Source organism: Psychroserpens mesophilus, assembly GCF_000826645.1.
Classification (GTDB): domain Bacteria; phylum Bacteroidota; class Bacteroidia; order Flavobacteriales; family Flavobacteriaceae; genus Psychroserpens; species Psychroserpens mesophilus.
Genome location: NZ_JXJP01000014.1, coordinates 36,728 through 60,763 on the forward strand (window position 1 = coordinate 36,728; position 24,036 = coordinate 60,763).

Genomic DNA, 24,036 nt, shown 5'->3' on the forward strand with positions numbered 1-24,036 from the left:
AAACATTATATAATATGAAAACGAAATTATCAGCATTTATTTTACTGTTCTTTGTATCAGTAGTTAGCGTAAATGCACAATTAGATAGATCTGTTCAACCAAAACCAGGTCCTGAACCAACAATATCATTAGAAGTTCCTAGCGAGTTTGAATTAAAAAACGGATTAAAAGTTCTTGTTGTTGAAAACCATAAACTTCCTAGAGTTTCTTATTCATTAAGAATCGACAACAACCCAATTACTACGGGAACAAAAGCTGGTGTTGAAAGCCTACTTGGAAGCATGTTAGGAAATGGTACAACAAGTATTTCTAAAGATGATTTTAATGACGAAATCGATTTTCTAGGAGCAAATCTAAACTTTAATTTTAGTGGTGGTTCTGCAAGAGCACTTTCAAAGTATTCTGAAAGAGTATTGCAACTTATGGCTGACGCAGCTATCAATCCTTTATTAACAGAAGAAGAATTTAATAAGGAAAAGGAAAAACTTATTGAAGGTTTAAAAACGGAGGAAAAAAGTATTGACGCTATTGGTGATCGTGTTAGTAATGCCTTATTATATGGAACAAAACACCCTTATGGTGAGTTTGTAACCGAAGAAACGGTCAACAACGTAACGTTTGGTGATGCGCTTGCTTTTTATGAAAAATACTTCAATCCAAATAATGCCTATTTAGTTATTATAGGAGATGTTGATCTTAGCACTATCAGAAAACAAGTTAAAAAATACTTTGGTGATTGGGAAAAATCAGTTGATGTATCAACAACAATTCCACCTGTTAGCCCTAATGCGCAGTACACACAAATCAACTTTGTAGATTTACCAAATGCTTCACAATCAAGTATTGCTATTGAAAATAGTATTGATTTAAAAATGAACGATGACGATTATCATGCAAGTATTATTGCTAACAGCATCCTAGGTGGAGGTGGTGAAGGTTATCTGTTTAAGAATTTACGTGAAGACAAAGGATATACTTATGGCGCGTATTCAAGAATAAACGCCAACAGATATGGAGCTGGAAGTTTTAGTGCTACAGCTAAAGTTAGAAATATGGTTACTGATAGTGCTGTTGTTGAAGCATTAAAAGAAATCAATCGTATTAAAACGGAACCCGTTGATCCTCAAATGTTGAAAGACACAAAGGCTAAGTACGTAGGTAACTTTATTATGGGATTAGAAGATCCTGAAACTGTTGCTCGTTACGCGTTGAATATCAAATTAAATAACTTACCAAAAAACTTCTACACCACATATTTACAAAAAATCAATGCTGTTACTGCAGATGATGTAAAACGTGTTGCTAACAAGTATATCAAACCTGAAAATGCAAGAGTAGTTATTGTTGGAAAAGGCAGTGAAGTCTTAGAAAATCTTGAAAAGACAGGAATTCCAATAAAGTATTACGATAAATATGCTAATCCAACTGAAAAGCCTGAATATGGATCTGAAATACCAGATGGTGTAACTGTAAAATCGGTTATGACCAACTATTTGAAAGCTTCTGGAGTTACAGATAAAATGAGCAATTTAAAATCGGTTATGACACAATATGAAGCTACTACACCAATGGGAGCTGTGGTTTCTGAAGAAAAACGTGTTGATGGTAAAACGGTTCAGAATATATACATGGGTGGAAACAAAATGATGTCTATGGTCATGACCAAGGAAAGTGCAACCGCTAACAAACAACCTTTACCTGAGAGCATGTCAAATGACATGAAGGCTAATGCTGGTTTATTTATGGAAATAAATCTTGTAGACTCAGATGCTGCTAAAGTAACTGGTGTTGAAAAAGTTAATGGTAAAGATGCATACGTTATTGAAGTCCCTGGTGAAGTTGTATCATTTGTTCTTTATTACGATGTTGAAACTGGACTTAAAGTTAAAGAAGTTCAAAACACAACAATGCAAGGACAAACACAATCTCAAGAAGCAATTTTAAAAGATTATAAAGATTATAATGGTTTAAAATTCCCTGAGACTAGAGATGCAAGCATGATGGGACAATCTGTTGTATTTAAATTAAAAGAAGTTAAAATCAATGAAGGTGTTACAGATGCTGATTTTGATTAAACTCAAAACTTATTAAATATTAAAAAGCCCGAAGCAGATCTGTTTCGGGTTTTTTTATCGCTTTCGCTTATGTGAAAGATATACACCTATTAATATGATAAAACTACCTAAAGCTTGCATCAAGCTAAATCCTTCTCCATCTAATATTCCCCAAACCAAAGCAACAACAGGCATCAAATACGTTACAGAAGAAGCAAAAACCGGAGTAGAAATTTGTACTAAGGTATTAAACAACACCTTGGCTAAAGCGGTTCCGAAAAACGACAAAATAATGATATAAATAACAGACATTTTAAAATCAGGATGTGCAAAAGTGCTCTCACTAAAGAAGTCACTAAAACAAAGTATAGCAATAGCTGGTATTATAATGGCTACATAGTTTCCAGTTGCAATAGCCAAGGGTTTTGTATGTTGTAAATATTTTTTTATTATGTTAACATTTAAAGCGTACATACAAGTGGCAACAATAATATATCCAGCAAATAAATAATTTTGATTCGGATTAAGTTCAGCTCCTTTCATTATTAAGATACTTGTGCCAATAAAACCTATTATTACACCTAAAATTTGTCGTTTAGTAGATGCTATTTTAAATACTGCAAATCCGAATAAAACAGTATTCAGTGGCACCAAAGAATTTAGGATTGAAGTCACAGCACTATCTATTTCTGTTTCAGCAATAGCGAATAAAAATGCAGGAATAAATGAGCCCAGAAAACCTGATAAAATCACCCATTTCCATTCTTGCTTTTTTATAGATTTGACACTCTTAAATCCAACTGCGAAAAGAAAAACACCTGTTATAATTGTACGTAATGCTCCCAACTGATAAGGTGATAAGCCTAAAAGCGCTTTCTTAATTAAAATGAAAGAACTTCCCCATATTAATGCTAAAACAATTAAATACAGCCATTTATTATTAGTGTTTTTCATAACATCCCTAAACTAAGTCACAAAATTCGTTAATTTTGATGCAAGGAACATCAATATTTATTAAGTTTGTCCTTAAATACAATACTTTAAATCTATGAAGACATTTAAAAACATATTAGTTCTTGCATTAATTTCTGTGGCTGTAATGGCTTGCAAAAATGAAACACAACCAGAAGTTAAGACTGTAGAAACAGAGGTTAGTGCTAATGTTATTACTAATGAGGCAAAGCAATTAGATCCTAATGCTACTTATGCAAAAGCAGAGTTTGGCATTGAAGGTATGACTTGTGCAATGGGTTGTGCTAAGACTATTGAGAAAAAAATTGCAAAAATGGATGGCGTGAAATCTGCTAAAGTGGACTTTGAAAAAGAAATCGCCATGGTAGAATACGATGAGGCTAAAGTAACAACAAATTCTTTAGAGGAAGCTGTAGCAAAAGCTGGTGATACCTATAAAGTAAAAGACATGAAAACCGTAGAGGCTTTCTCTTCTGAAAAACATGAGTGTGCTGCAGATTGCGATAAAGCATGTTGTGCGAACAAAACAGAAGCTGAAAAAATGGCCTGCGCTAAGGATTGCAAAAAAGCATGTTGTGTAAAAAAAGCTTAAAGCAAGATTATAAGCCATAAAAAAAACCTTTTTTTATGGCTTATCTCAATGAAAATCCCTTGGCTGCCCACCATGGATGAATTTCTATTTCCAGTCTGCCAGCCTGAACCATAGGATCTGAATTGGCTAAACTATCTGCCATTTTTTGAGTCGGCACATTGTAAATAGTAATCCCTCGAATGTTTCCATCATCTCCAAAAGGTCCTGAAATGTCTGCGTAACCTAATTCATACATTTTGCCCAAATGCGCCAAATGCTCATTCTGAAGTCGGTTAGCTTCTTCTTCATTCTGATTACGAATCATGCCACGTTTTAAAAACGCAATGAAATATTGTTGCATCAAAATAGTGTCTTGTGTTTTTTCATCTATATAATCAAAGGTTTGAAATCCTTTTGCAGTAAGTTCTTCTTTTAACTGCTTAACTGATTTCTCTTTTTGAATAGGCTTTTCTTCAATTAAAACTGTACTCTCACCATCTTTTCTTATTGAATTTTTATCGTCATCAACAGTTTCTTTAATGACATCACTCATTGGTTCTACTGTTGCCTTAGCCTCTTCCTTACATGACAAAATACAAAGTGCCATGCCTATTATAAGTAATGCTTTTTTCATCATACATGTTATTAAATTACCAGGTATTATATGGTGTCTGACTTAATTGAGAATTGTAATATTTAATGTCTCCTGTAACTTCTTTCCCTAACCAATGAGGTGCTTCAAAACTATCATTCTCATGTTCCAGTTCTAGTTCAGCCATAATTAAACCTTCATTATTTCCAAAAAACTCATCGATTTCAAAGATATATTTTCCTTTTTTAACTTCATATCGTATTTTATCAATGACACCTTTTTCACATAAGTCTAAAAGTGCTTCAGCATCTGGTTTTGAAATTTCTTTTTCCCATTCAAAACGCTTTAAGCCATTATCCGTTGATTTCCCTTTTACCGTCAGAAATCCCTGTTCTCCCTTAAGCCTAACCCTTACAGTACGCTCTGGATCTGTGTTTAAAAAGCCTTGAGTAATTCTTGTTTTCTTGAAAGATTCTGATTTAAAATCTTCTGAAGTCACCAAAAATTTACGTTCTATTTCAATCATTCTAACTTCCCGTGAAAACGGGAATCTTTTAAAAGTACTCTTAAATACCGAGTAATAATTAATATTTTTCTAAATCTCATCAATCGAGATTCCTGCCTGCGCAGGAATTCATAAATTTACAGTATGCCAAACGATTTTCCAATTAGAAAGATAATTCATGTTGATATGGATGCATTTTATGCGTCTGTAGCGCAAATGGATAATCCCGATTTAAAAGGAAAACCGATTGCGGTTGGAGGTGGTGGCACACGAGGTGTGATTAGTGCTGCGAGTTATGAAGCCCGAAAATTTGGTGTCAAAAGTGCAATGTCTGGTCGTTTAGCCATAAAATTATGCCCAGAATTGATTTTCGTAAGAACCGATTTTGCACGTTACACTGAAATTTCTAAACAAGTGCGACATATTTTTTATGATTATACCGATTTAGTTGAACCGCTTTCCCTTGATGAAGCTTATTTAGATGTTACCGAAAATAAAAAAGGAAATCCGAGTGCTTCCTTAATTGCTGAAGAAATTCGCGCTCGAATTTTCAATGAGATTGGTTTAACCGCTTCCGCCGGAATTTCTATCAATAAATTTATTGCAAAAGTTGCCAGTGATTACAACAAACCTAACGGACAAAAAACCGTGAATCCTGAAGAAGTACTCCAGTTTCTGGAAGATTTAGACATTCGGAAATTTTATGGTGTTGGAAAAGTTACTGCCGAAAAAATGTATCAAAAAGGCATATTTACAGGCAAAGATTTAAAAGCAAAATCTTTAGAATATTTAGATGAGCACTTCGGAAAATCTGGTCGTTTTTATTTCCATGTGGTTAGAGGAATTCATACCAGTGAGGTGAAACCCAATCGCATTAGAAAATCACTTGCTGCCGAACGTACCTTTAGTGAAAACTTATCGTCTGAAGTTTTTATGCTTGAAAAACTAGATCATATCGCTGAGGAAGTTTCCAAACGTTTGAATAAAAGTAATGTCGCAGGAAAAACAGTAACGCTGAAAATCAAATACAGTGATTTTACTTTACAAACTAGAAGCAAAACCTTACCGTATTTTATAAGTGAAAAAAGTATCGTATTAGAAACTGCCAAAGACCTATTATTCCAGGAAAAACTAAATAATTCTGTTCGCTTGTTAGGGATTTCATTATCAAATTTAAATACGGAAGTTTCAACGCCTAAAAGAGTAGAAAAACCAATTAGTGTTCAACTAAAATTTCAGTTTTAAAATTTGATATTATGAATCATATTTTTGATTCAACGTATTAACAATCGTCTCAATTTTATTATTTTTTAGTGCTTTTTCTAAAACATGTGGAGGTGCTTTTCTAACCTCACAATCCTTTATAGAACATCGCTCACAAGTGACACCTACTTTTTGTGTTTTAAGATGCTCGTCATCTAAGAATTTTATTTTGCGTTCTAACTGTTTATTAATGAGCAATCCAATGCTAATGCTTCTAAATTGATTATCCTTAAAAGGGTCTTTAGTTGCCGATGACAATACTAAGTATTTAGCATTATCACTATCATAATTAGATATTTGAACATCAAATTCATGATTTTTTTTACTCTTACTAATATCTTTCAGAACTTTTAACGACACCCATCGTCTGCAATAATGTTCATTAGTTTCGTTAGCTCTTGGAGAATGTTGATGTGATAAATGAAGCTCTTTTTTTAGATGAAATTTTTCGGTACCTGATCTATGTGTAAACCTTAAAAAGAATAAATCCTGAATATTAAATGCTTTAGGTAAGATATTTGTTAATCTCTGATAAAAGGATTCTGGAGATGCATTAAAAGTGTTTATCGTTTTAATAAACATGGCTTCATCGAAAAAGCCTTTCTCAAAAATGCTTTCCAGTTTTGATGTTAATTCTTTCTTGGGAATAATTAAGGCGCCTGCAAAATAAGAGGCATAAAAATTATTAAGCACTTGATCAAAGCTTTCAAATTTAATCCATGGAAACGTATATAGGCGATCGGAAATATCTAAAAAATTATAAGCTATCTCTTTAGCATAAATAAATGTTCGTTGGGCTTCATCTATACCATTAGCCAACAACAAAGTTTTGGTTTTTGGCACAAAAACAGAACGCAAATTTTCTAACATTTCATAGGTACTTAATTCACTTTCATTAATAATATAACCATATTCTTCTACCAATATATCCTCTAATTCATTAGAATTAAAAGGTGTCGTCAAATCCAGCTGGTATGCTTTAGAAAATTTTAATACTTGTTGCTCTAACTCATCAAAATAATTATTGTTTGCCTCTTGAAATGACCGAACTGAAGCTAAAAAAAAACTCTCTCTACTAAAATTATAATGCTTAGCTATTGCAATTATCGTACTTATAAATGCATTGACTTTTGCAGGTGCATTAGCAACAATATCTATCAAGTTACTTTCTTTAATTCCAAAAAGTTCTAAAGGAATCTCTTTTAAAATTTTAGACTGCAAAAGTTCACCAACAGGAGCCAGGTTTTTATCCAGTTTTAATGATACCATTTGATCATAAGGCACATCAAGTTCCTCTGATAGAATAGCAATTTTATCAGGTTTTGGATATTTTTTCCCTTTTTCGATTTCGTTTAAATACGATTTTGACAAACCCGAAATTTTAGACAATCCAAATAATGATAAGTTCTTATCAGTACGTATTTGCTTCAGTTTTAAGCCAAATATTAGTTTTATATAATCTTGTTCCATAGTTACTTTACAAAGATAATCAAATATGCGAACCAAACTAAAACAGCGAAAACACATTTTTAGCGAACGTTCGCTTGTTTTTTTAAAATCTTTGTTATAATATTGTCAAGCATAAATACATAATCATGGAAAACACACTTTTAAAACCATCTAAAATTCAGTTCGCTAATCAAGTAAAAAATTACTTTCCCGAAATCCTATCGGATGATGCTTTAGACTTTATTACAGTCCTTCATGAACAATTTAACAGCAAACGATTAGCGTTATTAAATAACCGAAAATCACAACAAGAGAAATTTGATAAAGGTGAATTTCCAATATTCCCAAAGGAAACAAAACATATTAGAGAGGGTAATTGGGTTGCAGGTATCATTCCAAAAGATCTTCAAGACAGACGTGTTGAAATCACTGGTCCTGTTGAAAGAAAAATGATTATCAATGCTTTAAATTCTGGCGCTAAAACCTTTATGGCCGATTTAGAAGACAGCAATTCACCTACATGGAAAAATTGTATTCAAGGACAACAAAACCTAATTGATGCCAATAATAAAACAATTTCATTGACGGACTCCAAAAGAGGAAAATCTTATCAGCTAAAAACCGAAACTGCTGTTCTTTTGGTTAGACCTAGAGGATTACATTTAAATGAAAGGCATTTAATTATTAATAATGAAGAGGCTTCTGGTAGTTTAATAGATTTTGGTCTTTATGTTTTTCATAATACAAAAACCTTATTAGAAAACAATACGGCACCTTACTTCTATTTACCCAAACTCGAACACTACACCGAAGCAAGGTGGTGGAACGATGTTTTCAATTTTACACAAGAATATTTAAAAGTTCCTAAAGGCACATTTAAAGCTACCGTATTAATAGAAACGATTACTGCCAGCTTTCAGTTAGATGAAATTATCTTCGAGCTTAAAGATCATATTGTCGGATTAAATTGTGGTCGTTGGGATTATATATTTTCATACATCAAAAAATTTAGAAATCATACAGATTTTATAGTTCCAAATCGTGATCAAGTAACTATGTCAACTCCTTTTATGGATGCCTACTCAAAATTGGTAATTCAACGTTGTCATAAACGCGGTATTCTAGCTATTGGTGGTATGGCTGCTCAAATTCCAATTAAAAATGATGACGAAGCTAATGCAATTGCTTTAGAAAACGTACGTCAGGATAAAATACGCGAAGTTAAAAATGGCCATGATGGTACTTGGGTAGCTCATCCTGCTTTAGTTGAAATCGCTTTAAACGAATTCAATAAATACATGCCTTCTGAAAATCAATTGCACGTGTCACGAAATGATATCGAAATATCAGAAGCGGAATTGATTGAACTTCCGAAAGGAACAATTACTGAAGCTGGAATTAGAAAAAATATCAATGTTGGTGTTTTATATACTGAAGCATGGTTAAGAGGACATGGAGCTGTTGCACTTTACAATTTAATGGAAGATGCTGCTACGGCAGAAATATCAAGAACACAAGTTTGGCAGTGGTTAAAACATAATGTAAAACTCAACGATGGTCGAACATTCAACCATGAGCTCTACGTAGAATTATTTGATGATGAAGTTGAGAAAATCATCAAAGAATATGGAGAGGCTTCTATTAAGAACACCAAATTTAAATTAGCATTTGAACTTTTTAACAGTTTCATTCTTGCAGAAGAATTTGATGAATTTTTAACGCTTCCTGCCTATAAATATTTATAAAAAAACAATCCTGCGATTGCAGCAACAATCAACAGGATCTAATTATTAATAATAAATAACGTCTTACAAAATTATGAAAAATCTTGCACAAAGTAATTATCGTTCTGCATTAGAAACGATAAAAAACCTAAAAGAAAAGTATGGTGAAACATGGCATGCAATTCTTCCCGAAAGAGCAGCCAGAATGCTTGTACAAAATCGCTTTAAAACCGGACTAGACATTGCAAATTATACTGCTGATATTATGAGAAAGGACATGGCACAATATGATACAGATACATCTCAATACACACAATCTCTAGGCTGTTGGCATGGTTTTATTGCACAGCAAAAAATGATTGCTGTAAAAAAACATCACAGCACAACTCGTAAACGCTATTTATATCTTTCTGGATGGATGGTCGCGGCATTACGTTCTGAATTTGGCCCATTGCCAGACCAATCTATGCATGAAAAAACAACTGTTCCTGCATTAATAAAAGAAATTTATGACTTTCTAAAACAAGCTGATGCTGTTGAATTAAATGATTTGTTTAGAAGACTTGCAGATGGTGAAGATGTACAAGATCAAATTGACAATTTTGAAACTCATGTAGTTCCAATCATCGCTGATATTGATGCAGGTTTTGGAAATGAGGAAGCCACGTATTTATTGGCAAAAAAAATGATTGAAGCTGGAGCCTGTGCCATTCAGATTGAAAATCAAGTGTCAGATGCTAAACAATGTGGCCATCAAGATGGAAAAGTAACTGTGCCACATGAAGATTTTATTGCAAAACTTAATGCTATTAGATATGCATTTTTAGAATTAGGTGTTACTGATGGTGTTATTGTTGCAAGAACAGATTCAGAAGGCGCTGGTTTAACTCAAAAGTTACCCGTTAGTCAAAATCCAGGTGATTTAGCTTCGCAATATCTTGCATTTGTTGAAGTCGAAGACATTGCTATCAGAGATGCAAAAGAAGATGATGTACTACTTAAAAGAAACGGTAATTTAGTACGTCCTATAAGATTACCAAATGGTTTGTATAAATTTAAAGAGGGTTCAAACATCGATCGCGTAGTGTTAGATTGTATCACAAGTCTTCAAAATGGAGCTGATCTGTTATGGATTGAAACTCCAACGCCTAATGTCAAGCAAATTGCTCACATGGTTAATAGAATTAAAGAGGTCGTTCCAAACGCTAAACTAGTTTACAATAACTCTCCTTCCTTTAACTGGACGTTAAATTTCCGTCATCAAGCTTTTGATGAGATGTTGGCTGAAGGAGAAAATATGACCATGTATGATCGTAATAATTTAATGGATACGCAATATGATGGTTCTGAACTATGTCATCGTGCAGATGAGAAAATCAAAACTTTTCAAGCAGATGGAGCCAGAGAAGCTGGAATTTTTCACCATTTGATTACCTTACCAACATATCATACAACAGCGCTTCATATGAATGATTTAACGGAAGGATATTTTGGGAAAGAAGGCATGCTTGCTTATGTAAAACACGTTCAAAGACAAGAAATACGTAAAGGAGTTGCGTCTGTAAAACATCAAAGAATGGCAGGTTCAGATCTTGGTGATGACCATAAAACATTCTTTGCTGAAGAAAAAGCTCTGAGGGCAGGAGGAGAAAAAAATACTTCTAATCAATTCGAAACTTCACAAAAAAAGAATTCAATTGCAAAAGAATTAGGTGTTGTTGCTTAAGAGACTTGTAGCTTAATCCAATTTAAAAAAGGCGTTTAAACGCCTTTTTTAAATTGATTTCATGATAATACTTAAAAACTACAACTCGTAATTTCAGTAACTCGTAAGGTATTCACCATTCCTTTTTCCTGAATAGGCATTGCTGCTAAACTAATAAGCATATCTCCGACTTCTAAATACCCTTTTTTGCAGGCAATGGCATTTACATCTTCAATGGTTTCATCTGTACTTACAAATTTGTCGTAGTAAAATGATTCTACACCCCAAAGCAAACTTAATTGCGTCAAAATCCGTTTGTTTGACGTGAACACTAAAATATGTGCACTTGGTCGCCAAGCCGAAATTTGAAACGCTGTATAACCACTATTTGTTAATGTTGAAATCGCTTTAGCATTAATTTCATTTGCCATATTGGCTGCGTGATAACAAATCGATTTTGTGATGTAACGCTTGGTACGAATATGAGGTGGTGTTTGTGGCACCTTAATTAAATCTGAATCTTCAACACTTCTAATAATTCCAGCCATTTGCTTGATAACCTGTACAGGATAATTTCCAACAGAAGTTTCACCAGATAACATTACAGCATCAGCACCATCCATTACAGAATTGGCAACATCATTAACCTCGGCACGTGTTGGTGTTAAACTAGTAATCATCGTCTCCATCATTTGGGTTGCAATAATTACAGGTATTCTTGCGCGTTTAGCTCGTAACACTAATTGTTTCTGAATTAAAGGCACTTCTTCGGCTGGGATTTCAACTCCTAAATCACCTCGAGCTACCATTAAACCATCACAATATGCGACTATCTTATCGATATTTTCTACAGCTTCAGGCTTTTCAATTTTTGCTATGATTGGGATTTTATGATCACTATGCTCTTTTATTAACTCTTCTAGCTCCATCAAATCCTCTGCATGACGCACAAATGACAAAGCAATCCAATCGACCTTCAATTCACAGGCGAATTTTGCATCTTCAATATCCTTTTCAGTAAGTGCTGGTTGCGAAATATTGGTGTTTGGAAGATTAACCCCTTTTTTTGAACGCAATGGACCTCCTTGAATGACCTTGGCTTTAACTTCAGATTTCTTATCTGTGGATACGACTTCAAAAATTAGTTTTCCGTCATCTAAAAGAATACGTTCACCTGGTTTAGCATCTTGAGGAAACTTATCATAAGTCATATAAACACGATCCTTTGTGCCTTCAAAACGCTTTCCTGTCGCAAAAATAATCTCATCACCTTCATTGACAACAACCTCCCCTTTCATGACACCAACTCTTAATTTTGGCCCTTGTAAATCTCCTAAAATTGCGGCATTAAATCCAAACTCTTGATTGAGTTCGCGAATCATATTTACACGTTCTCTAACGCCATCGTAATCGGCATGAGAGAAATTAATTCTAAACACATTGGCGCCTTCTTCAAGCATTGCTTTAAGAACATCCTTATTACTTGTTGCTGGTCCTAAGGTAGCAACTATTTTAGTTTTCTTTTTTCGTAACATTAATTAAAAATTAAATGATCTTTTGATTTTATCTCGTCTATATCAATACTATATGATGTAATAATTTGAGGGATAGATTGTATTTTATCGAGAATACTTTTCTCGTTAAAATTTAGATTTTCGTTAGTGACTTTAATGAGATAATCTACATTTTTAAATTCTGGTAATAAGTTATAAGTTTTCATAACTGTATGTTGGTTATCAAATAAAGAGCCTGAACTCTGTAACGAATCTTCTTCCTTTTTACAAATATTTGAAACCAAATTCCAAGTCGTATCCAAAATGATGTCATCCCACTCATAAATGGCATAAGAGGCTGCAAAATATTTATAGTCCAAATCCTGAGGCTTACGCTTTAAATTGAGACCTAATTGTTTATTAAGAAGATAGGCTAATCTATAATCTTCCAGTCTGCAATGTATTGCTAAAAGCGCAAAAGAAGTGTCGTAAAAATCGTCAACAAGTAACTTGTGCAAAGCCATAATTTAACCTCTATTAAATGTAAATATAGAACATTATGACTAGTTTGAGATTAAGTTTTTATTAATCTTAACAGCTTTAAGTCGCGAAAACGTTGTAGTACAGCAACTATTTTTAAAGCCTGGATAATAAGCTACTAAAACGTTTTGGTAATCTCATTTTGAAATGCAAAAAAAGCGCGTCTGGATGCTTTTTCTTCGGCTTTTTTCTTAGAGGTTGCTCTTGCTTTTGAAATAACTTTATTATTAATAGATAGCTTAACGGAAAAATGTTTCAAGTCATCATTTCCCGTATCTTCATAAACATTGTAGTCGAATGTTTTTTTCTCCTTCTGACACCACTCAATAAGTAAACTCTTATAGCTAATTATCTTACCTTCTAAGGTTTCGATATCAACATGAGGTTTGACAACTCTTTTAAAGATAAATTTTTCGCATTGTTTGTAGCCTTTATCTAAAAAAATGGCGCCTACAAGTGATTCAAAAAGATTGCCATGAATATTATTACCAAAATTAGAGGTTGGTATTTTGCTTTCAACTAAATCTATGAGTTTTAGCTCTTTACCTAATTCGTTTAAATGTTCTCTACTTACGACTTTAGATCGCATTTTTGTTAAATAACCTTCATCTCCATGAGGTACTTTTTCAAACAGATAAGAAGCTATAACGGCACTCAACATAGCATCACCTACGAACTCAAGACGCTCGTAGTTCACAGCATTACCTTCATGATCTTTTATATTTAAAGATCTATGAGTGAATGCTTTTACATAAAGTTCCTTGTTTTTAGGTTTATAATCTAAAATTTTGGAAAGTTGTAAAAAAAAATTCCCGTCTTTCTTAGAACGGGAATTTAATATGTTACGAATGATGTTCATCCGTATTTAATCTATTTTTTTGAATAATACACAAGCGTTGTGACCGCCAAATCCGAACGTATTACTCATAGCAACTTTAACGTCTCTTTTTTGTGCCTTATTTAGGGTTAAATTAAGTTTAGAATCAATATTTTCATCTACAACTTCATGATTTATTGTTGGAGGCACAATACCATGTTCCATTGCTAAAATTGACGCAATCGATTCAATAGCACCTGCAGCACCTAATAAATGTCCAGTCATAGACTTCGTTGAATTAATATTGATGTTTTTTGCGTGGTCTCCAAACACTTCCGAGATCGCTTTAAGTTCAGCAACATCTCCAAGAGGTGTTGATGTTCCATGCGTGTTGATATGATCAACTTCTTCAGGTTTAACTCCAGCATTTTCCAAACAATTTCTCATTACAGCAATAACACCTATACCTTCAGGATGAGGTGCAGTCATATGATAAGCGTCAGAAGATAAACCTCCTCCTAGCACCTCAGCATATATTTTTGCGCCTCTTGCTTTGGCATGCTCATAATCTTCAAGAATAATAGCTCCTGCTCCTTCTCCTAATACGAAACCATCTCTGGTTGCATCAAAAGGTCTTGAGGCTGTTTCTGGACTTTCATTTCTTGTTGATAGCGCATGCATTGCATTGAAACCACCCATTCCGGCAATTGTCACTGCTGCTTCACTTCCACCAGTTACAATGATATCACAATGTCCTAAACGAATATAATTTAGGGCATCAATCATTGCGTTAGCCGAAGATGCACATGCAGATACAGTTGTGTAGTTAGGTCCCATAAATCCGTGTTTAATAGATATGTTTCCTGGTGCAATATCTGCAATCATTTTAGGAATAAAGAACGGATTAAACCTTGGTGTACCATCTCCTTCAGCAAAGTTTAAAACTTCGTTTTGAAATGTTTCCAGACCTCCAATTCCCGCTCCCCAAATAACACCTACTCGCAATTTGTTAACCTTATCAAGGTCTAGTTTAGAGTCTGCAATAGCTTCATCTGAAGCAACCATTGCATATTGCGTAAACCTATCCATTTTACGAGCTTCTTTTCTGTCTAGAAAATCGGTAGGGTTAAAGTTTTTTAATTCACAAGCGAATGTTGTTTTGAACTTTTCGGTATCAAAATATGTAATAGGTGCAGCTCCACTTTTCCCACTTACAAGCGCGTCCCAATATTCATCTTTGGTATTGCCTATAGGTGTAAGTGCGCCTAAACCGGTAACTACTACTCGCCTTAATTCCATAAAAATTTATTGGATTATTTTGCTTCTTCTATATAAGAGATCGCCTGACCAACTGTAGCAATGTTTTCAGCTTGATCGTCTGGGATTTGAATATCAAATTCTTTTTCAAATTCCATGATTAATTCAACAGTGTCTAATGAATCTGCTCCTAAATCGTTAGTGAAGCTAGCTTCAGTTACAACTTCGTTTTCATCAACTCCTAATTTGTCTACTATAATCGCTTTTACTCTTGATGCAATGTCTGACATAATTTTTTAATTTTAAGTTTTAATTAGGTCGCAAAAATAAAAAAACTTTATTTCAATACACACCTTTAGTTTAAAAATGTGATTGTAATTTACTAAAATTACTTTGAAGAATTTATCTTTTACGTTCTAATTGTTAATTATTATTCTTTTTTTTGTTCTGAATAATAGTAACTGATTGTCTGTAAATGAAACGTATTGTAATCTTTGCGTCCGGAAGTGGCACTAATGCTGAAAATTTAATTAAGTTTTTTCACAACAGAGAAATTGCTTCTGTTATTCACGTTCTTACTAACAATCCTCATGCCAAAGTTTTAGAACGCGCAAAAAAATTACATGTTAGCGCATTGTCATTCAACAAAATAGCTTTCACTGAAACTGATATCGTGTTAGATATTTTAAAATCGGCTAAACCTGATTTGATTGTGCTAGCTGGATTTTTGTGGAAGTTTCCCGAATCGCTTTTGGAAGCGTTTCCAAAAAAAGTAATTAATATTCATCCTGCCTTACTACCTAAATATGGTGGAAAGGGCATGTATGGTATGCGAGTTCATGAAGCTGTTGTTTCAAATAAAGAAACGGAAACTGGTATAAGTGTTCATTATGTCAATGAGCATTATGATGAAGGTGCGATTATTTTTCAGGCGAAATGTGATGTAAAATCTTCTGATTCTGCAGAAGATGTCGCTGAAAAGATTCATAAACTGGAAATGGAACATTTTCCGAAGGTGGTAGAAGAACTATTACATGTCTAAAAAAAAGAAAAAATATTACACGGTTTGGAAAGGGCATCACACAGGTGTTTTTGAATCATGGGACGACTGCAAGGCGCAAATTAAAGATTATCAAGGTGCACAATACAAATCATTTGCCACCTTTGACGCTGCAAAAAAAGCTTTAAAAGGCAACTACAAAGATTATATTGGTAAGAGCAAAAAATTTACGAGTGAACTTTCCGAAGCACAACTCAAAAAAATTGGTCAGCCTAACTATAACTCAATTTCTGTTGACGCAGCTTCCTCTGGGAATCCTGGAAAAATGGAATATCGTGGTGTTGATACTAAAACCAAAAAACAGCTTTTTATTCAAGGTCCTTTTGAAGAAGGCACTAATAATATTGGTGAATTTCTAGCCATTGTTCATGGCTTAGCTTTATTGAAAAAGAAAAATAGTGACCTTATTATATATACCGATTCTAAAACTGCCATGAGTTGGGTTAGAAAAAAGACATGCAACACCAAACTTGAGCGTAACATTAAAAATCAAACCTTGTTTGAATTGGTTGATCGTGCAGTAGATTGGTTAAAAAACAACACGTACACAACAACCGTTGTGAAATGGGAAACTAAAGCTTGGGGTGAAATTCCAGCAGATTTCGGGCGAAAATAAATTCGTTTTTTAGTGCTTAAAAAACGTATATTTGCAGCAAATTTTAAAACGCTTTATGAGCAAATTAGTGATTGTAGGAACAGTAGCTTTTGATGCTATTGAAACTCCTTTTGGAAAAACAGACAAAATATTAGGTGGCGCAGCAACGTTTATTGGTCTGGCAGCTTCGCAATTTAGTGTAGATTCTGCAGCTGTATCGGTAGTTGGTGGTGATTTTCCACAAGAATATTTAGATCTATTATCAAACAGAAACGTGAATATCGATGGTATTGAAATCATAAAAGAGGGGAAAACATTCTTCTGGAGTGGAAAATACCATAACGATATGAATTCAAGAGATACTTTAGCAACCGAACTTAATGTGTTGGCTGATTTTAACCCTAAGGTTCCTGAACATTATAAAGATGCTGAAGTGGTTATGCTGGGAAACTTACACCCAATGGTTCAGATGAGCGTCTTAAATCAAATGTCTAAAAAACCTAAATTGGTTATTTTAGATACCATGAATTTCTGGATGGATTGTGCTCTTGAAGATTTACACAAGGTGATCAAAAAAGTAGATGTTATAACTATTAATGATGAAGAAGCAAGGCAATTAACTGGAGAATATTCGTTAGTAGTTGCTGCTCGCAAAATTCATGAAATGGGACCACAATATGTCGTGATTAAAAAAGGAGAGCATGGTGCCTTATTATTTCATGATGATAATGTGTTTTACGCTCCTGCGTTACCTTTGGAAGAAGTATTTGATCCTACAGGTGCGGGCGATACCTTTGCTGGCGGTTTTGCGGGTTATCTAGCAAGCACAGAAAATTATTCTTTTGAAAACATGAAAAATGCCGTCATATTTGGTTCAAACTTAGCGTCATTCTGTGTCGAAAAATTTGGAACTGAACGTATGCAGAATTTAACGAAAGATGAGATTGATTATAGACTAAAAGAGTTCAAACAACTCACTCAATTTAATATTGAATTATCATAAACTAACGCGCTCAAAATTGAGCGCGTTTTTTATTTAATACTTAAATCCAAAATTTATAATTTTGGTATACTCAAAACAACAACACAACAATGAGCGATGCTTTAAAACATGAATGCGGAATTGCACTCATAAGACTAAAAAAACCATTAGAGTATTACAAAGAAAAATACGGAAGTGCATTTTACGGTGTAAATAAGATGTACCTTATGATGGAGAAGCAGCATAATCGAGGTCAGGATGGAGCAGGATTTGCAAGTATCAAATTAGATACACATCCTGGTGAACGCTACATAAGTCGTGTGCGATCGATTGCTCAGCAACCTATTCAAGATATATTTGCTCAAATTAATGAGCGTATCAACGATGAGTTTATTGAACACCCAGAATATCAGAATAATGTAGCGCTTCAAAAAAAGCATATTCCTTATATCGGCGAATTACTATTAGGTCACGTTCGTTATGGAACTTTCGGAAAAAATAGTGTAGAAAGTGTACATCCGTTTTTAAGACAAAATAACTGGATGCACAGAAATCTAATCGTCGCTGGTAATTTTAACATGACTAATGTTAACGAGCTGTTTGATGGCTTGGTAACTCTTGGACAGCATCCTAAAGAAAAAGCTGATACCATAACTATCATGGAAAAAATTGGTCACTTTTTGGATGATGCTGTGAGTAAAATATATAAAAATCTCAAGAAAGAAGGTTATAGTAAAAGCGAATGTTCACCCTTAATTGCTGAACGCTTAAATGTGGCTAAAATTTTGAAAAAAGCCTCTAAGAACTGGGATGGAGGTTATGCAATGGCTGGATTATTAGGTCATGGAGATTCATTTGTATTAAGAGATCCTGCTGGAATTAGACCAACCTATTATTTTGAAGATGACGAAGTCGTAGTGGTTGCTTCAGAACGACCTGTAATACAAACCGTGTTTAATGTCAACTTTGAAGATGTTAAAGAACTGGCTCCTGGACATGCTATCATAACTAAGAAATCTGGAGAAGTTTCCATTAAAAAAATCCTTGAACCTTTAGAACGAAAAGCCTGTTCATTTGAACGTATATATTTCTCTCGCGGAAGTGATGCTGAAATTTACCAAGAGCGTAAAAATTTAGGAAAATTATTAATGCCTAAGGTATTGGAAGCTATAGACAAAGACACAAAAAATACGGTGTTTTCTTATATTCCGAATACTGCCGAAACCTCGTTCTTTGGAATGATAGAAACTGTGGAAAAGCATCTAAATGAAAGAAAAACGCAAGCCATCTTAGATGGCAACGGTAAACTTTCTGCAGAAAAAGTCACCGAAATCCTTTCCGAAAGGCCAAGAATAGAAAAAATTGCTATTAAAGATGTCAAACTGAGAACCTTTATTACCGAAGACAGTAGTCGTGATGATTTGGTAGCTCACGTGTATGATGTTACTTATGGTGTTATCAAGCCTACAGATAATTTAGTAATTATTGACGACAGTATTGTGAGAGGAACAACTCTTAAAAAAAGTATTATTAAGATGATGGATCGTTTAAATCCTAAACAAATTGTAGTTGTGTCGTCTGCGCCTCAAATTCGTTATCCTGATTGCTACGGAATTGATATGGCAAATCTTGAAAGTTTAATCGCTTTTAGAGCCATGTTAGAATTATTAAAAGAAAACGACAAATACCATTTGGTTGAAGAGGTATATCACAAATGCAAAGCTCAACTTGAATTAAAAGATAATAAAGTAATAAACTACGTTAAAGATTTATATAGTGAATTTACAGCTGATGAGATTTCTGATAAAATTGCAGAATTAATTTCTGATACTACTGTAAAGGCAAAAGTAAAAACGATTTTTCAACCTATAGAAAATCTGCATAAAGCGTGTCCGGAAAACTTAGGAGACTGGTATTTCACAGGAAACTATCCAACCGTTGGAGGTAATCGTGTTGTAAACAGAGCATTCATTAATTTTTACGAAGGAAACAAAGAAAGAGCTTACTAGATAAAATGCTCAATTTTAGCATTTTATCCAAAAAAACTGCTGTTTATCTGAAAAAAATGCATTTCGTCTAATATTTACATAGGATTAAGTAAAATACGCATACATTGGTATCACCATAACATAAGTAGGTTAAGTTCATGGTAGATTTGGGGCAAAAAAAGGTGAACACATGTTCACCTTTTTTTATTAACATAAGTTAATATATATTTAACAACTTGTCTTTCAATTTATTTTGATTATCATCTAAAGTATTTCTTTCATTATCACTTATAAACGGCATTAATTGTAAATTCTTCCGTTTAAGCCAATTTATTCGTCGTTGGTCTAATAAATTTAACAATTAGAAAAAAGTCCGTTTATATTTGTTTCACCATAACATAAGTAGGTTAAGTTTATGGTAGATTTGGGGCAAAAAGGATGAACAACTGTTCATCCTTTTTCATTTTTAATTCCAATCAAAATCAACTTCTATTTTATTTCCTAAGCATAAAAAAAGCAAACTCAAATGAGCTTGCTCTTTTAAATTATAAAATACCTACAAGGTATTTTTAAAACCTTGCAGGATAAATTATTTTTATTTCGCTTCAGCGTAACGTCTTTCAACTTCATTCCAGTTAATAACCTTAAAAAAGGCATCAATGTAATCTGGTCGTCTGTTTTGGTAATTCAAATAATAAGCATGCTCCCAAACATCTAATCCTAAGATTGGTGTTCCTCCACACGTCACACCTGGCATTAAAGGATTGTCCTGATTTGGAGTTGAACAGACTTCAACTTTTCCTCCTTTGTGCACGCACAACCATGCCCAACCTGATCCAAACTGGGTTGCTGCTGCTTTGCTAAACGCCTCAATGAACGCATCTTTGGAACCAAATTCAGCTTCAATAGCATCTTTTAAATCTCCAGACAAATACCCTCGATCTTCAGGATTCATAACATCCCAAAATAAGGAGTGGTTATAAAAACCTCCACCATTATTTCTAACAGCAGAATTATTCATGTCTAAGTTCTCTAAAATATCTTCAATAGATTTTCCTTCTAAAGCTGTGCCTTCAATTGCGGCATTAAGTTTAGTTGTATAACCGTTATGATGTTTTGTGTGATGTATTTCCATTGTACGAGCATCAATGTGAGGCTCTAAAGCGTCATAAGCGTATTTTAATTTCGGTAATTCGAAAGCCATAATATTATATTTTTTAAGTTAATATCTAATGATACCAAATTTACGTATAAAACAGCGCAATTAAAAATATAAAATAGCTATGAACTCATTGATAGTTTTTATAATTTTAAGCGTGCAAAAGCAAACTCCTTTTACAATTTACAATGCATCTGCTGGAAGTGGAAAGACCTACACTTTGGTACAGGACTATTTAAAAATTCTCTTTGCATCAAATAGTCTGCTGACATTTAGAAATATTTTAGCACTCACATTTACCAACAAAGCTGTTGGTGAAATGAAGGAACGCATTATTGAAACCTTAAAAGTGTTTTCTGATGCCTCAATTTTTGAAGGTTCAAATAGTATGTTTGAAACCATTGCAACAGATCTAACCATAGCGCCTAAAGTTCTACACGAAAGATCAAAACTTCTTTTACATACTATAGTTCATAATTATGCTGCTTTTGATATCTCTACTATTGATAAGTTTAACCATAAACTAATTCGAACGTTTGCACATGACTTAAAACTTCCCGTGAATTTTGAAGTTGAACTCGATACCAAAACCATGTTAGGTAAAGCTGTAGACAAACTTATTGATAAAGCCGGAAGCGATAAGGAATTAACAAAAGTATTGGTAGATTTTGCTATAGAAAAAACAGACGACGATAAGAGCTGGGATATTTCTTATGACTTTAATGCCATTTCAGAACTATTGATTAGTGAGAATGATATTTGGTTTATAAACTTGTTAAAGGACAAAAGACTTCAGGATTTTAAAGCGTTAAAAACAAATTTACAAGAGCAATTCAAAAGCTATTCTGAACAAGTCACGGAAGTTGCAAAAACCGTACTCGAGTTAATACAAGAAACTCAAATAGAACATACCGATTTTTCCAGTAGCTATTTGCCTAAACATTTTATGAAACTGGCTGATGGAAATTTCAACGTATCGTTTTCTACCAAATGGCAAAACGACCTTATTGAAGGGTTTCCAGTTTACCCGAAAAAAGTTTCCGAAGATGTTGCTAATACTATTGAAGGCATTCGTCAACAATTAATTGATGCCTTTCAAACCACTAAAAAAGCCATTTTTCAGATCAAGTTTCTAAAAAATGCACTCAACAACATCACACCTCTTTCTGTTTTAGGCGCCATAAAACACGCGCTTGATGACTTAAAAGAAGAAGAAAACTTATTACTGATTTCAGAGTTTAACGCCATTATTAATAAGGAAATTAAAGAACAACCAACACCTTTTATTTACGAACGGATTGGCGAAAAATTTAAACATTATTTTATTGATGAGTTTCAAGACACCTCAGTTTTACAATGGCAAAATTTAATTCCGTTAGTTGCTAATACTATTTCAGGAGAAAATTTAAAAGGTGATACTGGCACTGCCATGATTGTTGGTGATGCAAAACAAGCTATTTACAGATGGCGAGGTGGACGAGCAGAACAGTTTATTGATTTATATTCTGATGGCAATCCATTTCATGTAGAGAAAGTAATTAAAAATCTTCCGTCTAATTACAGAAGTTTTAGAGAAATAGTAAAATTCAACAATACCTTTTTTGATCATATAGCTGATTTTGCGTTTTCAAACCCAAAGCATCAATACATTTATAAAAATGCACATCAAGAAGTCGTTTATAAAGATGATGGCTATGTTGAATTATCATTTTTAAACATTGATGATGACGATAAAAATGACATGTATTGTAAAGCAGTGCTAAACTCGATTGAAAAAGCCTTGCAAAACGGATTTGAACTCAAAGACATCTGCATAATTGTGAGACGAAAAAAGGAAGGTGTTGCCATTGCAGAATACTTAAGTGGTAAGCAATATTCTATTTTGTCTTCTGAAACTTTGATGCTGAAAAATGCACCAGAAGTTAATTTTATAGTAAACATCTTAACCTTAGCTATACAACCAAAAAATGATGAAATCAAAATAGAGGTTTTACGCTATTTAGCTGAGCACCAGCTAGTGTTAGAAGACAAACATGATTTTTTTAGTCAGTTGATTAACAACGATGTGTTATCGCTATTTATAGCATTAAATGATTTTGGTTTTGCATTTGATTTTAATCGGTTTTTACAATTGCCTATTTATGAAGCCATTGAAAGTGTTGTTCGGCAATTTAAACTCAATACAACTTCAAATGCTTATATTCAGTTTTTCTTAGATGAAGTGTTAGACTATTCTCAAAAGTACAATACAAGTCTTTCAGGTTTCTTAGACTACTGGAATCGAAAAAAAGACACCTTGAGTATTGTCTCGCCTCAGGGCGAAAACGCAGTACAAATTATGACCATTCACAAGTCGAAAGGTCTTGAATTTCCAGTAGTTATTTTTCCGTATGCCAATCAAAGTATTTATGATGATTTAAATCCAAAAATCTGGTTTCCAGTTGAAAAAAAGGATTTTAATGGCTTTTCACATTTGTATTTGAGTCTTAATAAAGACTTCGAAGATTATAATGAGACCAGTAGTATTATCTATAATGAATACCAATCGGAACTTGAATTAGATAGCATCAATTTGTTATATGTTGTCCTTACCAGAGCTGCTGAACAATTATTTATTATTTCAGAATTTGACGTCGATAAAAAAACACAAACCGAAAAGCTTAATAACTATTCTGGTCTATTTATAAATTATTTAAAGACTATTAATCGTTGGGAAGACAGCACGTTTACTTATAGCTTTGGGTCTCCTGAAAAAACTTCAGAAGAACAACCAGCAAAACATGATACCGTTTACCAAAATGAATTTATTTCAACAGCTAAAGAAGCGCATAACTTAAATATTGTAACGAGTTCAGGCTATTTGTGGAACACATTTCAGGAAGATGCTATTGAAAAAGGGAATTTAATTCACGATATCATGTCTGAAATTAAAACTTCCGAAGATATTGAATACGTCTTAGAAAATTATAAACATTTAGGAATCATAAATGATTCGCAATATGACGTATTAAAAACAACAGTTTACAATCTTGTAAATCACAAACAACTTCAACCTTATTTTAGGGCTGAAGCAACTATTTATAATGAGCAAGATATTATAACCAAAGAAGGTCTAATTCTCAGACCAGATCGAATTGTGATTAACTCAAAAAATGAAGTAGTCATCATAGATTACAAGACAGGTCTCTCAAACTCTAAACACCAAGAGCAACTTTACGATTATCAATTGGTTTTAGAGGATATGAATTATAAAGTCATTAAAAAAATTCTTATTTATATTAATGACGAGATTACTATAAAAGAATTTTAA

Annotated in this window: 20 protein-coding genes; 10 read left to right on the plus strand and 10 right to left on the minus strand. The window is 33.4% G+C overall.

What is annotated here, in order from left to right; genetic code table 11:
- The first annotated feature begins 14 nt into the window (after positions 1-14).
- Positions 15-2,075, plus strand: a complete 2,061-nt coding sequence (locus tag TD18_RS11340) for an insulinase family protein (RefSeq protein WP_040253007.1) — start codon at positions 15-17, stop codon at positions 2,073-2,075.
- A gap of 54 nt (positions 2,076-2,129) precedes the next feature.
- On the opposite strand, the gene TD18_RS11345 is transcribed toward TD18_RS11340, so the two are convergent.
- A complete protein-coding gene (locus TD18_RS11345; RefSeq protein WP_040252644.1) occupies positions 2,130-3,008 on the minus strand; it encodes a DMT family transporter in 879 nt (292 codons plus the stop codon).
- A gap of 94 nt (positions 3,009-3,102) precedes the next feature.
- On the opposite strand from TD18_RS11345, the gene TD18_RS11350 reads away from it, so the two are divergent.
- Entirely contained in the window at positions 3,103-3,618 is a 516-nt protein-coding gene (locus tag TD18_RS11350) for a heavy-metal-associated domain-containing protein (RefSeq protein ID WP_040252646.1), read from the plus strand.
- Between the two features lie 40 nt (positions 3,619-3,658).
- On the opposite strand, the gene TD18_RS11355 is transcribed toward TD18_RS11350, so the two are convergent.
- Together TD18_RS11355 and TD18_RS11360 are read right to left on the minus strand one after the other, a co-directional pair.
- Positions 3,659-4,231: a YciI family protein gene (locus TD18_RS11355; protein ID WP_040252648.1), complete on the minus strand. Its 573-nt coding sequence runs from the start codon at positions 4,229-4,231 to the stop codon at positions 3,659-3,661.
- Between the two features lie 16 nt (positions 4,232-4,247).
- On the minus strand, positions 4,248-4,715 hold the full coding sequence (locus tag TD18_RS11360) for a CYTH domain-containing protein (protein WP_040252650.1): 468 nt from the start codon (positions 4,713-4,715) through the stop codon (positions 4,248-4,250).
- Between the two features lie 123 nt (positions 4,716-4,838).
- Here TD18_RS11360 and dinB point away from each other — a divergent pair, with 123 nt between their 5' ends.
- Positions 4,839-5,939, plus strand: a complete 1,101-nt coding sequence (dinB, locus tag TD18_RS11365) for a DNA polymerase IV (protein WP_040252652.1) — start codon at positions 4,839-4,841, stop codon at positions 5,937-5,939.
- Positions 5,940-5,948: 9 nt separating this feature from the next.
- On the opposite strand, the gene TD18_RS11370 is transcribed toward dinB, so the two are convergent.
- Positions 5,949-7,427 carry a helix-turn-helix domain-containing protein gene (locus TD18_RS11370; protein ID WP_040252655.1) on the minus strand — a complete coding sequence of 493 codons (1,479 nt, stop codon included), beginning with the start codon at positions 7,425-7,427 and terminating at the stop codon, positions 5,949-5,951.
- Positions 7,428-7,552: 125 nt separating this feature from the next.
- On the opposite strand from TD18_RS11370, the gene aceB reads away from it, so the two are divergent.
- Both aceB and TD18_RS11380 read left to right on the plus strand, forming a co-directional pair.
- On the plus strand, positions 7,553-9,151 hold the full coding sequence (aceB, locus tag TD18_RS11375) for a malate synthase A (protein ID WP_040252657.1): 1,599 nt from the start codon (positions 7,553-7,555) through the stop codon (positions 9,149-9,151).
- Between the two features lie 73 nt (positions 9,152-9,224).
- Positions 9,225-10,856, plus strand: coding sequence for an isocitrate lyase (locus TD18_RS11380; protein WP_040252659.1), 1,632 nt, complete (start codon positions 9,225-9,227; stop codon positions 10,854-10,856).
- A gap of 71 nt (positions 10,857-10,927) precedes the next feature.
- Here the strand turns inward: TD18_RS11380 and pyk are convergent, their stop codons facing one another.
- The 5 genes from pyk to TD18_RS11405 form a co-directional block, all read right to left on the minus strand.
- Positions 10,928-12,370, minus strand: a complete 1,443-nt coding sequence (gene pyk, locus TD18_RS11385; RefSeq protein ID WP_040252660.1) for a pyruvate kinase — start codon at positions 12,368-12,370, stop codon at positions 10,928-10,930.
- Positions 12,370-12,852 carry an IPExxxVDY family protein gene (locus TD18_RS11390; protein WP_040252661.1) on the minus strand — a complete coding sequence of 161 codons (483 nt, stop codon included), beginning with the start codon at positions 12,850-12,852 and terminating at the stop codon, positions 12,370-12,372. Before TD18_RS11390 ends, pyk begins: the two co-directional genes overlap by 1 nt.
- 134 nt (positions 12,853-12,986) lie before the next feature.
- Entirely contained in the window at positions 12,987-13,727 is a 741-nt protein-coding gene (rnc, locus tag TD18_RS11395; RefSeq protein WP_040252662.1) for a ribonuclease III, read from the minus strand.
- 6 nt (positions 13,728-13,733) lie between these two features.
- On the minus strand, positions 13,734-14,984 hold the full coding sequence (gene fabF, locus TD18_RS11400; protein WP_040252663.1) for a beta-ketoacyl-ACP synthase II: 1,251 nt from the start codon (positions 14,982-14,984) through the stop codon (positions 13,734-13,736).
- A gap of 14 nt (positions 14,985-14,998) precedes the next feature.
- Complete coding sequence (locus TD18_RS11405) at positions 14,999-15,232, minus strand: acyl carrier protein (RefSeq protein ID WP_008269813.1); 234 nt, start codon at positions 15,230-15,232, stop codon at positions 14,999-15,001.
- Between the two features lie 185 nt (positions 15,233-15,417).
- On the opposite strand from TD18_RS11405, the gene purN reads away from it, so the two are divergent.
- The 4 genes from purN (at position 15,418) to TD18_RS11425 (ending at position 19,588) form a co-directional block, all read left to right on the plus strand.
- Entirely contained in the window at positions 15,418-15,984 is a 567-nt protein-coding gene (gene purN / locus TD18_RS11410; protein WP_040252664.1) for a phosphoribosylglycinamide formyltransferase, read from the plus strand.
- Positions 15,977-16,618, plus strand: coding sequence for a ribonuclease H1 domain-containing protein (locus TD18_RS11415; protein WP_040252665.1), 642 nt, complete (start codon positions 15,977-15,979; stop codon positions 16,616-16,618). The genes purN and TD18_RS11415 overlap by 8 nt, the downstream gene beginning before the upstream one ends.
- Before the next feature lie 55 nt (positions 16,619-16,673).
- Positions 16,674-17,600, plus strand: a complete 927-nt coding sequence (locus TD18_RS11420) for a PfkB family carbohydrate kinase (protein ID WP_040252666.1) — start codon at positions 16,674-16,676, stop codon at positions 17,598-17,600.
- Between the two features lie 89 nt (positions 17,601-17,689).
- Complete coding sequence (locus TD18_RS11425; RefSeq protein WP_040252669.1) at positions 17,690-19,588, plus strand: amidophosphoribosyltransferase; 1,899 nt, start codon at positions 17,690-17,692, stop codon at positions 19,586-19,588.
- A gap of 574 nt (positions 19,589-20,162) precedes the next feature.
- On the opposite strand, the gene TD18_RS11430 is transcribed toward TD18_RS11425, so the two are convergent.
- Complete coding sequence (locus TD18_RS11430; RefSeq protein ID WP_040252670.1) at positions 20,163-20,771, minus strand: superoxide dismutase; 609 nt, start codon at positions 20,769-20,771, stop codon at positions 20,163-20,165.
- A 79-nt stretch (positions 20,772-20,850) separates the two neighbouring features.
- Between TD18_RS11430 and TD18_RS11435 the strand changes: the two genes are divergently transcribed.
- Positions 20,851-24,036, plus strand: coding sequence for a UvrD-helicase domain-containing protein (locus TD18_RS11435; RefSeq protein ID WP_052461149.1), 3,186 nt, complete (start codon positions 20,851-20,853; stop codon positions 24,034-24,036).

Coding starts and splice junctions, on each gene's coding strand:
- TD18_RS11390 (WP_040252661.1), bottom strand. CDS start 12,852: ATGGCTTTGCACAAGTTACTTGTTGACGATTTTTACGACACTTCTTTT.
- aceB (WP_040252657.1), top strand. CDS start 7,553: ATGGAAAACACACTTTTAAAACCATCTAAAATTCAGTTCGCTAATCAA.
- TD18_RS11430 (WP_040252670.1), bottom strand. CDS start 20,771: ATGGCTTTCGAATTACCGAAATTAAAATACGCTTATGACGCTTTAGAG.
- TD18_RS11345 (WP_040252644.1), bottom strand. CDS start 3,008: ATGAAAAACACTAATAATAAATGGCTGTATTTAATTGTTTTAGCATTA.
- dinB (WP_040252652.1), top strand. CDS start 4,839: ATGCCAAACGATTTTCCAATTAGAAAGATAATTCATGTTGATATGGAT.
- TD18_RS11380 (WP_040252659.1), top strand. CDS start 9,225: ATGAAAAATCTTGCACAAAGTAATTATCGTTCTGCATTAGAAACGATA.
- pyk (WP_040252660.1), bottom strand. CDS start 12,370: ATGTTACGAAAAAAGAAAACTAAAATAGTTGCTACCTTAGGACCAGCA.
- TD18_RS11350 (WP_040252646.1), top strand. CDS start 3,103: ATGAAGACATTTAAAAACATATTAGTTCTTGCATTAATTTCTGTGGCT.
- TD18_RS11370 (WP_040252655.1), bottom strand. CDS start 7,427: ATGGAACAAGATTATATAAAACTAATATTTGGCTTAAAACTGAAGCAA.
- TD18_RS11415 (WP_040252665.1), top strand. CDS start 15,977: ATGTCTAAAAAAAAGAAAAAATATTACACGGTTTGGAAAGGGCATCAC.
- rnc (WP_040252662.1), bottom strand. CDS start 13,727: ATGAACATCATTCGTAACATATTAAATTCCCGTTCTAAGAAAGACGGG.
- TD18_RS11340 (WP_040253007.1), top strand. CDS start 15: ATGAAAACGAAATTATCAGCATTTATTTTACTGTTCTTTGTATCAGTA.
- purN (WP_040252664.1), top strand. CDS start 15,418: ATGAAACGTATTGTAATCTTTGCGTCCGGAAGTGGCACTAATGCTGAA.
- TD18_RS11355 (WP_040252648.1), bottom strand. CDS start 4,231: ATGAAAAAAGCATTACTTATAATAGGCATGGCACTTTGTATTTTGTCA.
- TD18_RS11420 (WP_040252666.1), top strand. CDS start 16,674: ATGAGCAAATTAGTGATTGTAGGAACAGTAGCTTTTGATGCTATTGAA.
- TD18_RS11360 (WP_040252650.1), bottom strand. CDS start 4,715: ATGATTGAAATAGAACGTAAATTTTTGGTGACTTCAGAAGATTTTAAA.
- TD18_RS11425 (WP_040252669.1), top strand. CDS start 17,690: ATGAGCGATGCTTTAAAACATGAATGCGGAATTGCACTCATAAGACTA.
- fabF (WP_040252663.1), bottom strand. CDS start 14,984: ATGGAATTAAGGCGAGTAGTAGTTACCGGTTTAGGCGCACTTACACCT.
- TD18_RS11405 (WP_008269813.1), bottom strand. CDS start 15,232: ATGTCAGACATTGCATCAAGAGTAAAAGCGATTATAGTAGACAAATTA.
- TD18_RS11435 (WP_052461149.1), top strand. CDS start 20,851: ATGAACTCATTGATAGTTTTTATAATTTTAAGCGTGCAAAAGCAAACT.